A 12,748-nucleotide genomic window follows, 5' to 3' on the forward strand; every position below is an offset into this window, starting at 1 on the left:
AAGGGATCATACGGTGGCGCGGCGGCGGCGCCGGGCCGCGACGGCGGCCGGGTCGATCTCGGGCAGCGACCACTCCGCCGCCAGCCGCAGGCTCGTCTCCCGGCCGCTCGCGACGTGCTCGTGCGCGAGCGCCGCCGCCCGGGTGGCGTCCTCCGCCTCGATCGCCGCGTAGAGCTCCTCGTGCTCCGCGCACTGCCGGGCAGGGTCGCGCTGGGCGGTCAGCCGGAACAGCCGGTGGGTCCGCGCCGCCAGCGGCCGCATCACGCCGCTGAGCAGGGGATTGGCCGCCAGCTCGACGATGTCCTCGTGGAATCCGGCGTTGGCGGCCGCTATCCCCGCCTCGTCGCCCGCCGTGGTCGCCGCGCGCGCGTCGGCCAGCCGTGTCCGCAGTCGCGCCAGGCCCGTCTCGTCCCGCCGTTCCGCGGTGAGCCGGGCGGCGAGCGCCTCCAACGACTCCCGGACGTCGAAGAGGTCGCGTACGTCGGAAGGGGTGAAAGGAGCGACCAGCGCACCTCGATGGGGCACCAGGACGACGAGGCCGTCGGCCTCGAGCAGGCGCAGCGCCTCGCGCAGCGGAATCCGGGAGACCCGCAGCTCCGCGGCGAGATCGCGTTCCACCAGGCGCCGTCCGGGAGCCAGCTCGGTGGTGAGGATCCGGTGGCGTAGCTCCTGGTACGCACGATCACGCAGCGATGTCACGGATGTCCTTTCTTGCCGATGCGGCGCTGCAACCCTAATGGGATCGCCGCCCGCCGCCCGCCGCCCGCGAACCCGGACGACGTCGGAGTACGCGGCATGGCGGTTAGCCTGAGGTGATGGAGTGGAATGCCCTACTTCGGGATCAGCTCGACTTTCACTGGCGGCATCAGCTGCGGCCCCGGCTCGAGGGGCTGACCGACGAGGAGTACCTCTGGGAGCCGGTCCCGGACTGCTGGAGCATCCGGCGCCGGAGCGCGAAAGGCAGCGGCCCGAAAGGCAGCGGCCCGAAAGGCAGCGGCCCGAAAGGCAGCGGCCCGAACGGCGGCGGGGACGCGAACGGCGGCGAGGACGGGCTGGTCATCGACTGGGAGTATCCCGCGCCCGAGCCGGCGCCGGTGACCACGATCGCCTGGCGGCTCGGACACCTGATCGTCGGCGTTCTCGGGATGCGGGTGGCCGGGCACTTCGGCGGTGAACCGATGAGCTACGGCACCTTTCCGTGGGCGGCGACCGCCTCTTCCGCGCTCGACCAGCTGGATGGCGCGTACCGGAAATGGCATGAAGGTGTCGGCACCCGGAGTGAGCGAGACCTGCTCGAAGCGTGCGGTCCCGCCGAGGGTGCGTGGGGCGACCAGCCGATGGCGGTGCTGATCCTGCACATCAACCGTGAGGTGATCCATCACGGGGCGGAGATCGCGCTGCTCCGGGACCTGTACCGCCGATCGGTCGCGCGGTGACGCGGCCGATCGGCGGGAGGGCCGGTCAGGTGACCGAGACGGGCTCCGGCGCGTTCGTGGTCGCCGTGGTGCGGGCCTTCTTCGCGACCCCCAGGCCGACGGCGACCAGCGTGGCGGCCCCGGCGACCACCCCGACCACCAGCGTCGGCACGTCGAAGAGCTTCAGCGCGCTCGCCAGCAGCACGATGATCAGCGCGGACCGGACCAGCCCGCCCGGCGCCCGCGACGAGATCCGCGACCCGATCAGCACGCCCGGGATCGACCCGATCACCACCGCGCCGGCGATGCCCCACTTCATGTCGCCGAACAGGATGTGACCCAGCGCCGCCGCGGTGACCAGCGGGATCGCCTGGACCAGGTCGGTGCCGACCAGGTCGTTGGAGCGCAGTGTCGGGTAGAGCGCGAGCAGCGCCACGATGATCAGCGAGCCGGAGCCGACCGAGGTGAGCCCGACCACCAGCCCGCCGAGGATCCCGATGATGACCGTGGGGATCGGCTTGATCGTGATCGGGGCGGCCGGGCCGTCGCCGTTGCGCCGGCTGGTCCACGCCTTGAGCAGCATCCCGCCCACGGCCAGCAGCAGCGCCACGCCCAGCGCGATCTTGACGCCGTTCTGCAGGCTCTCGTCGTCGCCGAACGCCCGCAGCAGCAGTACGCCGAGGAAGGCGCTCGGCACGCTGCCGGCGCAGAGCCAGGCGACCAGCTTCCAGTTGACCGTGCCGAGCTTGGCGTGCACCGCCCCGCCGAACGGCTTCATGATCGCGCTGGCGACCAGGTCGCTGCCGATCGCGGCGACCGGGTTGATGCCGAAGAAGAGTACGAGGATGGGGGTCATCAGGGCGCCGCCGCCCATGCCGGTCAGGCCGACGATGATTCCGACGCCGAGACCGGCGAGCGCCATGGTGGGGTCCATGGGCAGAGAGTCTGCGTCAAGATCCCCCACCTTGTCTACTAAATCAGTTGAGTTTGTCGAGTATCAGCGATCAGCGGCGATGTCTCTTGCGAAGACTGGCCGATAAGTCGGACGTATAGGGGGTCGGTGAGGGGAAAACAACCGGTGAGTGCCTCAGGGGCGGCCCGGCCCGCCCGATCGAGGGGTGCGGGAGAACCGGACGACGGGGGATCGCGGTGGACGACCAGCTGCTGCTCTACCTGCGCGACGACCTGTCCCGGCGTGCGGACGCCGCCGCGGGGCAGCTGAGCGCGACCGCCGAGCTGCTCACCGCGGTGCGGGACCTGGTCGGCGACCGGCCCGGCGCGGACCAGCTGCGGGCCGCCATCGCCGAGCTCACCGACGCGGCCGGTCAGCTACGGCCTAGTCGCTGAACGACTCCCAGTCCAGGCCGAGCTTGCGCAGCCGGCGCAGCAGCCCGCGGTGCCGGGCGCCGACGTACATCTCGAACCAGTCGGTGTCGTCCTCGCCGATCAGCACCGCCATGCCCGGCCCGACGTAGCAGCGGGAGAACGCGCACGGCCAGCGCATCGGCCGCAGCGGCACCCGGCGCAGCGGGGCGAGCACCCGGTGGGCCTGCGCCCGGTCGACGAACGCCATCCCGCCGAGTGGCGCGTCCATCGCGGCCCGGCCGATCGTGGAGTGCAGCAGGAAGCGGCTGAGCCGGTCCCGTTCCGGCAGCAGCCGGTCGGACAGCCCGTGGTAGTAGACCCGGGGATCGTCCCCCTCGGCCTCCCGGAGCAGGGTGAACACCCCGTCCCCGGCCTCGCCGAAGGCGACCAGGTGATCCGGCCACGGCCCGTCGGCGATCGCCTCCGGGAAGATCCGGGTCGCCGAGCCGTAGACCTCCGCGCGCCCGGCGGCCGCCTGGTTGAAGACGTCGCGCCCGGGGAACGGCGCGGCGGGCGGGATGTCGTCGTACCAGCCGGTGATGAACCGTTCCAGCGCGCCGTGCGGGTCGTCCGGCAGCAGGTCCAGCCACTCCACGCCGGGGGAGACGTGGTCGAGCAGGTCCGGCGGGATCGGCGCCTCGAAGTGCAGCCGGATCCCGTGCAGCCGTCCCCGGCGGTACCCCAGGTCGGTGGCGTGCGCGGTGCCGAGCGCGAGGCATCCCTCGTCGATCCGGGCGAAGGCCAGCAACGCCGGCCGCAGCACCCCGCTGAGCCGCGCCTCGACCAGGTCCGGGACCGGCCCGGGCACCGCCATCTCCTCGGTGGTCCGGTCGCCGCCGCCGATCACCACGATGGTGTTCTGGCCCACCGCGTACGCGACCTCGTCGCTCGTCAGCAGCGTCGCCCCCGGCCCGGCCAGGGCGAGGGCCTCGTGCTCGGCCACCACCGACCAGGGTTCGATCACCACCGGCCCACGGTAACGGGTGATCCTCCACGGTCACGCAGGGTGTTGAGTGATGAGAACCTCACCCTCGATGCGTGCGGGCTCACCCGGTGTTCCCCGGCCGTCCATCTGGCCCGGGTACACCGGGTGCCATGGGTGATGTGCGCTGTGCGATCCACCGTGATCCGAACCGGTCCGCGACGGTCCTCCTGCACCTCACGGGCGACTTCGGCCGTGCCGCGGTGCAGGATCTGCGCCGGGAGCTGCGGCAGTCGTTCGACCGTGCCCGCGGTGCCCGGATCGTCATCGACGCGACCGGGGTGACCCTGCTCGGCAGCGAGTGCATCGAGGTCCTGCTGGTCGGCTACACGAGGGCGATGCGGGGCGGGCACGGCTACCGGATCGTGGGCGCCGAGGGCCACGTCCGGCAGGCGCTGGAGGCGACCGGCCTCTGCGCCCGCCGGGAGGACGATGACGGCACCCCGGCGCTCTCTGGCCGGTTGGTCAGTCACGCTGAGTGACAAAGACTCTTTCCGGTACGGGGTCCGCTGTCCGGGATGGGTGCTTCCCGCCGCCGTGAGAGAAATTAACTCTCGCCTAACCAGTGGAACGAGAAGTGAACGTAGGCTCGACGCCGAGTGGCGAAACGCTGCTGCCGGGCTCGGCGCTGAGCCTACGATCGTTGCTTGCCCGGGTGAACGGAGGCCCTCATGCATGACGAGGTGCTCGCGCTGATCGACGACTGTGTCACCGAACTCTCCCTGCTCCGCACCGACATCGGCGACTCCCGGCGGCGCGTCTCACCGGGGGAGCGGCTCGACGCCGTCCTGCGGGCGATCGACGTCGCCGAGCGGTTCGCCGAGTCCGCGTCGACCGCCATCAGCCACGACGAGTCCATCGCGTTCACCGTCGACGGGGCGGACTCCGGCACGCTGACCGCCTCCGGCGGCCGGATCCTCTGACCCGGCCGCCCCGGTCACGTCAGGGCTGCTGGTACGGCGCCGGCACCTGCTGTTGCTGCTGGGCGGCGTACTGCTCGGCGGCCCGCTGCCACGCCGCGGTCGCCTCGGTCACGAACGTGGCGTGCGGCTTTGCGAAGATCACCGTCGCACCGTCCCGGGCGGCGACCCCACCGGCCATCAGCCCCCACGCGGACCGGGCCACCACGATCATCCCGATGATGAACGCGAAGAGCCCGACGAAGAAGAGCGCCGGACTACTGAGGGCGGTCTGGCCGAGCGCGTACATCAGCACCGGCACGCCGATCGCCAGCGCGGCACCGATGATCCACTGCTTGCGCCGCAGATCGAGGCAGCGCGCGCAGAACGGCCACTGCGGCGACTGCACCGTCTTGCGCAGCGACATCACCACGATCAGGTACGGCAGGAAGCCGAACAGGATCATGAGATACGCCCAGCCCGGCGGCTTGGAGATGAAGGTGACCTTGTGGTGCTTGACGGCGGTCTCCCCGTGCCGCACGCAGACGGACGGCACCCCGGTGCCGTAGTGCACCAGCCCAGCGGGCAGCGCGAAGGACATGATCGACCCCGTGTCATTGATCATCGATGAGGGCGGCAGCGTAGCAATCACGCCGCACCACCCGTCAAGACCGTTTCACGCCGTCCGGATGCCGATCACCGCAGGTGGGACAGGACGAGCGGGAGTGATCGCTCCACGTAGCTGGTGATCATCATGGTGGGCCTTCGCTCGTCCAGTCGCTCCAGGCTGAAGAACTCGACCTTCTCCACCTCCATCGGCTCCACCGTGAGGTCCTCGAGATCGTCGCAGCGTCCCAGGAAGACGCCGACCATCTCGCGATCGGGCTCCGAGTAGAAGCGCCCGATCTCCGTGAGATCCACGGTGAGGCCGATCTCCTCCTTGGTCTCCCGAATCGCGCACTCCAGGTACGACTCGCCGGCGTTGAGGTGCCCCGCCGCGGCCCCCGACCAGTACAGCGGGTAGGACCTCTTGGTTGCCGCGCGCTGGTGTAGCAGGAGCTCACCCTCGTCATTGACGAGCATGATGAACGCGACCCGGCAGATCAATCCCTGTTCCTGGATCTCCTCCTTGCCTGCCTGCCTGATCACCTCGTCCCGTTCATTGACGACGTCACGCAGATTACTCATCGGTATCTCTCCGCCTGTTGTCTTGAGGTGCATACCGCCGTGACTACCGGGTCAGCCGGATCGGCGGGCGATGATCTTGATGAAGCTGTGCCGATGATCAGGCATGTCGTTGTGCCCCATCTCCGCCCGGTTCCGTTCGAAGTAGAGCAACGTCTTCTCCCAGCTTCGATAGGCTTCGTATACGGATCCGAATTCAGTGTCCGGAAAAGTTGGAACGATTTCGTGGCACTGTGGAACCGGTGTGAAGTCGCTCCATAACGACAAGGCGTTCAGCCCGCCCACCCTGGTTGCGCTCTGAAGCCTCCGGCACGCCGTGTACTTGTCCTCGATGTAGTGCAGAACGCCGTTGCAGACTATAAGATCGTAGGCCTCGCCAGGGTAGTCCCACTCAAGGATGTTTCCTTGAAAGACATTCACATGGACGTTCTGCCCGGCCGCGAATTCCTTGATCTTCTGCACGCCCGTCGAGGCCGGTTCCACCGCGTCCACGTCCCAGCCCAAACGTGCCAGCCGAATGGCGTCCGCCCCCTCGCCGCTGCCCATGTCGAGCGCCCTGCCCGTGGGTGCTGCGCGTGCATGCCGGAGTACGGCCTGGGCCATCAGCGAACCCGCGTGGTCGTCAGGATCGGTCGAATACGCGTGCGCGCCCTTCCACCAGTACCTTCCGGGCCGACGGTAGGCTTCCTCGAAGAAGCGTACGACCTTCATCCGCGGTTCAGACCTCCATCGGGAACGACGTGATGTAGTCCTCGTTCAGGTATGACACCGACAGCGCGGCCACCGCCTCGGCTCGGTCACGATCCGCGTGGATGCTCGTCAGTATCTCGCCCGCTCCCTGAATCCGGAGTGCTGTATATGCGGGGAGAATGTGTGAGAAGAAAGCGCGGTATTGCAGTCCCGCAATGCCTGTCACCTGGATCTCGCGTCCCCGGGCGTATTTCGAGTACGCGGTCGCCTGCAGTCGCTTCGTCACGAGTTCCTTCAGGGAATCGGGGGGAGAACTCAGCTCTGCGTGCCGGGACAGCGACTGTGCCACGGCGTCCTCCTCGTGGGCGATCAGGTTGTTCAGCACCAGGGCCGTGGCGCGCCGCCGCTGCTCGCCGGCCATCGGGTGCCCGAACAGGCGTAGGACACCGCGGAGTACCTGATGCCCTCTGATTCGCATCAGATCGGCCGGGGCCCAGGCGAACATCCGTGTGTGCTCTCCGAAGGACGTCGAGGCGTCCAGTTGTTGCGACAGCATGTAGAAGAGGAAGTTCTCCTTGTCGCAGTAGTAGAAAGGTACGGCGCTGATTCGTTCGGGGGGCATCGGGGTTTCCGTGATGCCGAAATCCGTCCGCAGTTCACGATGCGCGGCAGCCGTCGCCTCGTCCCACGAGATCTCGAAGGTCTCCCGTTCTCCGGCGCCGTGGCCGATGTCTACGTGGTCGACCTGATTGATGTAGCCGCTGACGTGTGAAACCTTCCCCATTTCGCGAGTCGAGTTCGTCGGGGTGTTCACCTGCAGGAGTGCCTCTGGGCCAGAGGTTCCGATCCGCCAGGTGAGCACGACGACCGCCGGCAGCCAGTCCGACGCGTTGCCACCGCCCTCCAGTACGCTTCGCCGGAACCGGACCGATCGGCAGAGGAAACGATCCGGTCCGGATCCCGGTGAGCCCACGAGGACCAGCTCGTGCTCCTCGCGACTGTTCTCTACGATCTCCCGGAACGCGGCCTCGAAGGACTGGTCGAACCGATCGAGGAAGTCGATCCGAAGGCTGTCGTCCTCACCGCGCATCGGGCGGGTGACGCCGAGTTGCACGCGCCGGTGCCCGTCGCGGAAGACGAAGATGTTGCCGGTGAACGGGAGCGCGAAGGGGTAGGAGTGCAGGCTCCAGCGGCCTGCGGCCCCCTCGCGCAGGAGCAGCGACATGATGTGCCGTTTCGCCTGTCCGGCCCGTCGGACACGCTCGCGCAGGGCCTGTGCGGCGATCGGGAACTCGGTGGAGAGCTCGTCCTTCACAAACGGCAGGACCTCCTCGGCGAGGAAGACGATCTGGAGGTCGTCCCAGAAGCGCTTTCCCGAGGGCCTCTGCCGCTTGATGTGTATCGCTGCTTCGAGGCACTCCGGCAACCAGGAATTCGTCACGCCCACGATGATCGTGCTCTCCGCGTCCGCGAGCAGCCTGGTCAACCTTTCCCGGTCGGTGCCGGAGTGGGTCGCGACGATCGGCACGCCCTGATCCGCAGTCGCGAAGTCGGGTACGTGATTCGCGGAGGCGGGCCGGTCGTGAGGGATCAGCTGTTGGAGACTCTCCCGCAGATCCCGGGCGAGACGCTCGATCGCTGTGGTGAACGCGGTGCTACCCGGTTTGCAGGAGGTGAGATCGACGGCCTGGCGCCCGCGGATTCGCCGATAGCGTTCCTCGACGCCGGGCGGCTCGCCGCCTCGGAGGGTGACCTCGGTGACCGTGATCGGGAAGACGAGCGACTGATGCGGCGCGAGCCCGAAGGCGATGCGCCGATGCTCCTCGAGCGCCGAGAACTTGTCGAACTCCCGGGCGCACCAGCCAGAGGTGAGGTAGGACGGTGTCACGAAGATGATCAGGACGGCACTCCGCTCGAGTGCGAGTTCGAGCCGGTCCTGCCAGATCGTCGAGATCGATATGTCCTCCTCATCGAGGAATGTGCGGAAAGGATGTCCGGAAAGCCGGCGGAACTGTCGGCGGAGTTCCCGGATCACCGCAGTCACGATCCCGGCGATGTGGTTGTCGAAGCGCGTGTAACTGATGAAAGCGTCGTAGTCCCACGGGCTGCGGAGCGTCTCCTCCATGGCCCTTCCCCAGGTCAGGCAATGTCTTCGAGGTCTGAGGAGGTGAGTGTCACCTGCGATGGCGTCGATGGCCACCCCTGTGTTGACCTGGGCGGGTCGTGTCAGTTGTCGAGGCGGGTGGCGGCGAGGGCCAGCCAGAACTGGACGCGGTCGGCGGTGGCGTCGAGGGAGCGGGCGGTGAGTCTCTCGATCTGGTCCAGGCGGTAGCGGACCGTGTTGCGGTGCACGATCAGGCGGTCGGCGACCGCGGCGACCGAGCCGTTCGCGTCCAGGTAGGTGCGCAGGGTCTCGACCAGGGCGCCGCCGTGTGCGGTGTCGAACTCGCGGAGCGGGCGGAGCACGTCCTTGGCCAGGTCGCGCAGCGGCACGTCCTCGCTGGCCAGCAGGAGTCCGGAGAGGCTCATCTGCTCGCGCTCGTTGATGCCCGGGCCACGGGTCATCGCCTCGTGCGCCTCGTAGTAGCTCCACCGCAGACCGGTCATCCCGGTGTACCAGCCGCCGATGCCGACCCGGGCGGTGGCGCCGTCCCGGCTCAGGTGGGCGTGCAACTGGTGCGCGGTCTCCCGGGCCGGGCGGCCGGGGTCGAGGACCGCGATCAGGCAGTCCTCGATCACGCCGGTGGTGGCGCCGGCCAGCGGCGGGCTGCTCAGCAGGCCCCGGCCCCCGGGGACGGTGGCGACCAGCACGGCGTGCTCGTCGGCGGCGCGGATGCCGAACGGGGCCAGCCGGCGTTCCGCCTCGGGTGCGCCGATGATGCCGCGGACCAGGTCCTCCAGCACCTGGCCGGCCAGCCGCCGCTTGCCGGCCAGTTCGGCGCGCCGCCGGGCGAGCTCGAGTCCGACCAGGGAGACCGCGTACGGCAGCACGTCCGCGGATCGGCGTGGCCGGCGGTAGCAGAGGTACGCCTCCACACCGTCCTCCACGGTGACCGGCAGCGCGACCGGCTCGCCGTCGCGGGGAGCGGCCGCGCCGTCCCGGGAGAACGCGGTGAACAGGATCTGCTCGACCGGCCACGCCGCGCTGGACGGCGCGGTCGCCAGCACCCCGCCGTGCACGTCGAGGACCATGGCCGGCGCGCCGAGGATCTGGTGCAGTGACTCGATCAGCGCGCCCAGTCCCCGCCCGGAGAGCAGCGATTTGGCGAGCGTGTCGTGCTCGTCGAGCAGGTCGGCGAAGCGCCCGTACTGCTCCTCCAGGATGCGGTCGGCGACGAACCGGTCAACCGCGATGAACGGTGTCTCGTACGGGATCTCCAGCACCGGAAGCCCGAGCGAGCGCGCCTCCGCGAGCGTCCCCGCCGGGATCTTCTCGTGGCTGAGCCCGATCCCGAAGCCCAGCCCGGCCGCCCCGCCCCCGGCGACCCGCGCCACGAATTCGCGCTGTGCCCGCGCCGATCGCTGGGACAGCCCGGTGGTGAGCACGAGTTCGCCGCCACTGAGGAACGGCCGGGGGTCGGCGAGCTCGGTGACCGCGACCCAGCGGACCGGCCGGTGCAGTGCCGCCTGCTCCCCGTCGGCCAGGCGCAGGCTCAGGTCGGGGTCCGCGAGCACGTCGGCCAGGCGCAGCGTCATGGCGGGACTGTACGACTGCACAACGTCCGCGCGTAAGGACTGGACGCATGTCCATTTACCAGTACGCTCCGCTGCCCCTACGGTGACCGGAACGTCGCAGGAGGTTCACAAGTGTTGCAGGTTCCGGCCCGGATCGGCGGCCGCCCGGTGGGTGCCGCCGAGTGGATCGAGGTGCGCAGTCCGTACGACGGCACCCCGGTCGGCCGGGTGCCCGCATTGACCGCCGCGCATGTCGCCGAGGCCTGTACGGCCGCCGCCGCGGTGCTGGCCCGCCGGGACTTCCCGCAGCACGCCCGCGCCGAGGTACTGGAGCGCGCCGCCGGGCTGCTCACCGAGCGCACCGAGGAGTTCGCGGTCACCGTCGCCCGGGAGGCCGGCAAGCCGATCGCCGACGCCCGGGGCGAGACCGCCCGCTGCGCCGACACCCTGCGCTTCGCCGCGGTGGAGGCCCGCAAGCTGGCCGGCGAGATGATCCCGATGGACGCGTCCCGGGCCGCCGCCGGGCGGCTGGGCCTCGCGGTCCGGCACCCGGCCGGGGTGGTCGCCGCCATCACCCCGTTCAACTTCCCGCTGAACCTGGTCGCCCACAAGATCGGCCCGGCGATCGCGGCCGGCTGCCCGGTGGTGCTCAAGCCCGCCGAGCTCACCCCGATCTCCGCGATCCGCCTGGTGGACCTGCTGGTCGAGGCGGGGCTGCCGGAGGACTGGATCTCGGTGGTCACCGGCACCGGCCCGGCGACCGGCGAGCCGCTGGTCGAGCACCCGGTGCCCGCGGTGGTCTCGTTCACCGGCAGCGTCGCGGTGGGGCGCCGGATCCAGCGGGCCGCGGCCGGCAAGCGGGTGCTGCTGGAGCTCGGCTCCAACGCCCCGGTGATCATCGAGGCGGCCGCGGACCTGGAGCGCGCGGTCGCCGCCGTACGCCGCGGTGGTTTCTCCTATGCCGGACAGAGCTGCGTCTCCACCCAGCGGGTCCTCGCCCACCGCTCGGTCTACGGCGCGGTGCTGGACGGCCTGCGGGGGGCGGCCGGCACGCTCCGGCTCGGCGACCCGCTCGACGGACGGACCGAGGTGGGCCCGCTGATCTCGGCGGCCGCCACCGCGCGGGTCGCCGGCTGGCTGGACGCCGCGCGCCGGGCCGGTGCCGAGGTCACCGGCGGCGAGGTGCACGGCACGCTGATCACCCCGGCGGTGGTCGCCGACCCGCCCCGGCACCTGGACGTCTACCGCGGCGAGGTGTTCGGCCCGGTGATCACCGTGACGCCGTACGCCGACCTGGACGAGGCGATCGCGCTCGCCAACGCGAGCGACTTCCGGCTGCAGGCCGGGATCTTCACCCCGGACCTCGGTGCGGCCCTGCGCGCCGCGAACGACCTCGACTTCGGCGGGGTTCTGATCAACGAGGTGCCCACCTTCCGGGCCGACCAGCAGCCGTACGGGGGTTCGGGGGCGGCCGGGAACACCCGGGAGGGTCCCGCGTACGCGATCAACGAGATGACCGAGCTGAGATTCGTGAGTGTGAGCGCATGAACGCCATCAAGCTGTCCGGCCTGCGCAAGTCGTTCGGGGCCGTCGAGGCGGTCGCCGGCGTCGACCTGGAGATCGCCGACGGCGAGTTCTTCTCCATGCTCGGCCCGTCCGGTTCCGGCAAGACCACGGTGCTCCGGATGATCGCCGGGTTCGAGTTGCCGACGAGCGGCACGGTGGAACTCGGCGGGCGCGACGTGACCCGGCTGGCCCCGTTCGAGCGCGACGTGAACACGGTCTTCCAGGACTACGCGCTCTTCCCGCACCTGACCGTGCAGGAGAACGTGGAGTACGGCCTCAAGGTCCGGCGCGTACCGAAGAAGGAGCGGATCCAACGCGCGGAGCAGGCGCTCGCCAGCGTCCGGCTGGCCGATTTCGGCAAGCGCAGGCCGGCCGCCATGTCCGGTGGGCAGCGGCAGCGCGTGGCGCTGGCCCGGGCGCTGGTGAACCGCCCCAAGGTGCTCCTGCTCGACGAGCCACTCGGCGCTCTCGACCTCAAGCTGCGCGAACAGATGCAGGTCGAGCTGAAGGCGATCCAGCGCGAAGTCGGCATCACCTTCGTCTTCGTCACCCATGACCAGGACGAGGCGCTCACCATGAGCGACCGGGTGGCCGTCTTCGATCAGGGCCGGATCGTCCAGGTGGGTACTCCCGAGGAGGTCTACGAGCGACCGTCCACCGCGTTCGTCGCGGGGTTCGTCGGTACCTCCAACGTCTTCACCGGCGACGTGGCCAAGGCCCTCTTCAACAGAGAGGGATCTTTTTCGGTACGCCCGGAGAAGATCGACCTGGACGGCGAGGGCGGCGCGCCCGGCGCCGTGGCCGAGGTGATCTACGCGGGGGCGGTCACCCGCTACGTGGTGGACCTGGACGCCGGTACCCGGGTCACGGTGGTGGAGCAGAACCGCCGCGTTCCCGCGAAGGCGCTGCGGGGGCAGCGTGTCCGGCTCAGCTGGCTTGACGAGCACGTGATCGAAATCCCCTGAGAGAGG

At 69.9% G+C, this 12,748-nt stretch carries 14 protein-coding genes; 6 read left to right on the plus strand and 8 right to left on the minus strand.

All coding sequences use genetic code 11. The features are described from left to right. Positions 1-6 precede the first annotated feature (6 nt). Positions 7-699, minus strand: coding sequence for a GntR family transcriptional regulator (locus tag AB0M08_RS15065; protein ID WP_364492796.1), 693 nt, complete (start codon positions 697-699; stop codon positions 7-9). Positions 700-815: 116 nt separating this feature from the next. Between AB0M08_RS15065 and AB0M08_RS15070 the strand changes: the two genes are divergently transcribed. Next, positions 816-1,436, plus strand: coding sequence for a DinB family protein (locus AB0M08_RS15070; protein WP_364492798.1), 621 nt, complete (start codon positions 816-818; stop codon positions 1,434-1,436). Between the two features lie 25 nt (positions 1,437-1,461). Here the strand turns inward: AB0M08_RS15070 and AB0M08_RS15075 are convergent, their stop codons facing one another. Next, the gene (locus AB0M08_RS15075) at positions 1,462-2,349 is read right to left on the minus strand and encodes a sulfite exporter TauE/SafE family protein (RefSeq protein ID WP_364492800.1); all 888 of its coding nucleotides are present in this window, start codon (positions 2,347-2,349) and stop codon (positions 1,462-1,464) included. 215 nt (positions 2,350-2,564) lie between these two features. Between AB0M08_RS15075 and AB0M08_RS15080 the strand changes: the two genes are divergently transcribed. Beyond that, positions 2,565-2,762, plus strand: a complete 198-nt coding sequence (locus AB0M08_RS15080) for a hypothetical protein (protein WP_364492802.1) — start codon at positions 2,565-2,567, stop codon at positions 2,760-2,762. Here AB0M08_RS15080 and AB0M08_RS15085 read toward each other — a convergent pair. Continuing rightward, positions 2,752-3,747 carry a hypothetical protein gene (locus AB0M08_RS15085; protein ID WP_364492804.1) on the minus strand — a complete coding sequence of 332 codons (996 nt, stop codon included), beginning with the start codon at positions 3,745-3,747 and terminating at the stop codon, positions 2,752-2,754. The genes AB0M08_RS15080 and AB0M08_RS15085 overlap by 11 nt on opposite strands. 128 nt (positions 3,748-3,875) lie before the next feature. Between AB0M08_RS15085 and AB0M08_RS15090 the strand changes: the two genes are divergently transcribed. Then, positions 3,876-4,244, plus strand: a complete 369-nt coding sequence (locus AB0M08_RS15090; RefSeq protein WP_364492806.1) for an STAS domain-containing protein — start codon at positions 3,876-3,878, stop codon at positions 4,242-4,244. Positions 4,245-4,433: 189 nt separating this feature from the next. Further along, a complete protein-coding gene (locus tag AB0M08_RS15095; RefSeq protein ID WP_364492808.1) occupies positions 4,434-4,685 on the plus strand; it encodes a hypothetical protein in 252 nt (83 codons plus the stop codon). Between the two features lie 19 nt (positions 4,686-4,704). On the opposite strand, the gene AB0M08_RS15100 is transcribed toward AB0M08_RS15095, so the two are convergent. From AB0M08_RS15100 to AB0M08_RS15120, 5 genes are all read right to left on the minus strand, one after another. Beyond that, complete coding sequence (locus tag AB0M08_RS15100; RefSeq protein WP_364492810.1) at positions 4,705-5,286, minus strand: hypothetical protein; 582 nt, start codon at positions 5,284-5,286, stop codon at positions 4,705-4,707. Between the two features lie 71 nt (positions 5,287-5,357). Then, complete coding sequence (locus AB0M08_RS15105) at positions 5,358-5,849, minus strand: NUDIX domain-containing protein (protein ID WP_364492812.1); 492 nt, start codon at positions 5,847-5,849, stop codon at positions 5,358-5,360. A gap of 51 nt (positions 5,850-5,900) precedes the next feature. Then, positions 5,901-6,557, minus strand: a complete 657-nt coding sequence (locus tag AB0M08_RS15110) for a class I SAM-dependent methyltransferase (protein ID WP_364492814.1) — start codon at positions 6,555-6,557, stop codon at positions 5,901-5,903. 7 nt (positions 6,558-6,564) lie between these two features. Beyond that, a complete protein-coding gene (locus AB0M08_RS15115; protein WP_364492816.1) occupies positions 6,565-8,661 on the minus strand; it encodes a toll/interleukin-1 receptor domain-containing protein in 2,097 nt (698 codons plus the stop codon). Positions 8,662-8,762: 101 nt separating this feature from the next. Next, a complete protein-coding gene (locus AB0M08_RS15120; protein ID WP_364492818.1) occupies positions 8,763-10,232 on the minus strand; it encodes a PucR family transcriptional regulator ligand-binding domain-containing protein in 1,470 nt (489 codons plus the stop codon). A 111-nt stretch (positions 10,233-10,343) separates the two neighbouring features. Between AB0M08_RS15120 and AB0M08_RS15125 the strand changes: the two genes are divergently transcribed. Continuing rightward, a complete protein-coding gene (locus AB0M08_RS15125; protein ID WP_364492820.1) occupies positions 10,344-11,759 on the plus strand; it encodes an aldehyde dehydrogenase family protein in 1,416 nt (471 codons plus the stop codon). After that, on the plus strand, positions 11,756-12,742 hold the full coding sequence (locus AB0M08_RS15130) for an ABC transporter ATP-binding protein (protein ID WP_364492822.1): 987 nt from the start codon (positions 11,756-11,758) through the stop codon (positions 12,740-12,742). The genes AB0M08_RS15125 and AB0M08_RS15130 overlap by 4 nt, the downstream gene beginning before the upstream one ends. The last annotated feature ends 6 nt before the right edge of the window (positions 12,743-12,748 follow it).

This window comes from Actinoplanes sp. NPDC051851 (genome assembly GCF_040681165.1).
Lineage (GTDB): Bacteria > Actinomycetota > Actinomycetes > Mycobacteriales > Micromonosporaceae > Actinoplanes.

Coding starts and splice junctions, on each gene's coding strand:
- AB0M08_RS15070 (WP_364492798.1), top strand. CDS start 816: ATGGAGTGGAATGCCCTACTTCGGGATCAGCTCGACTTTCACTGGCGG.
- AB0M08_RS15075 (WP_364492800.1), bottom strand. CDS start 2,349: ATGGACCCCACCATGGCGCTCGCCGGTCTCGGCGTCGGAATCATCGTC.
- AB0M08_RS15090 (WP_364492806.1), top strand. CDS start 3,876: ATGGGTGATGTGCGCTGTGCGATCCACCGTGATCCGAACCGGTCCGCG.
- AB0M08_RS15095 (WP_364492808.1), top strand. CDS start 4,434: ATGCATGACGAGGTGCTCGCGCTGATCGACGACTGTGTCACCGAACTC.
- AB0M08_RS15100 (WP_364492810.1), bottom strand. CDS start 5,286: ATGATCAATGACACGGGGTCGATCATGTCCTTCGCGCTGCCCGCTGGG.
- AB0M08_RS15105 (WP_364492812.1), bottom strand. CDS start 5,849: ATGAGTAATCTGCGTGACGTCGTCAATGAACGGGACGAGGTGATCAGG.
- AB0M08_RS15110 (WP_364492814.1), bottom strand. CDS start 6,557: ATGAAGGTCGTACGCTTCTTCGAGGAAGCCTACCGTCGGCCCGGAAGG.
- AB0M08_RS15115 (WP_364492816.1), bottom strand. CDS start 8,661: ATGGAGGAGACGCTCCGCAGCCCGTGGGACTACGACGCTTTCATCAGT.
- AB0M08_RS15120 (WP_364492818.1), bottom strand. CDS start 10,232: ATGACGCTGCGCCTGGCCGACGTGCTCGCGGACCCCGACCTGAGCCTG.
- AB0M08_RS15130 (WP_364492822.1), top strand. CDS start 11,756: ATGAACGCCATCAAGCTGTCCGGCCTGCGCAAGTCGTTCGGGGCCGTC.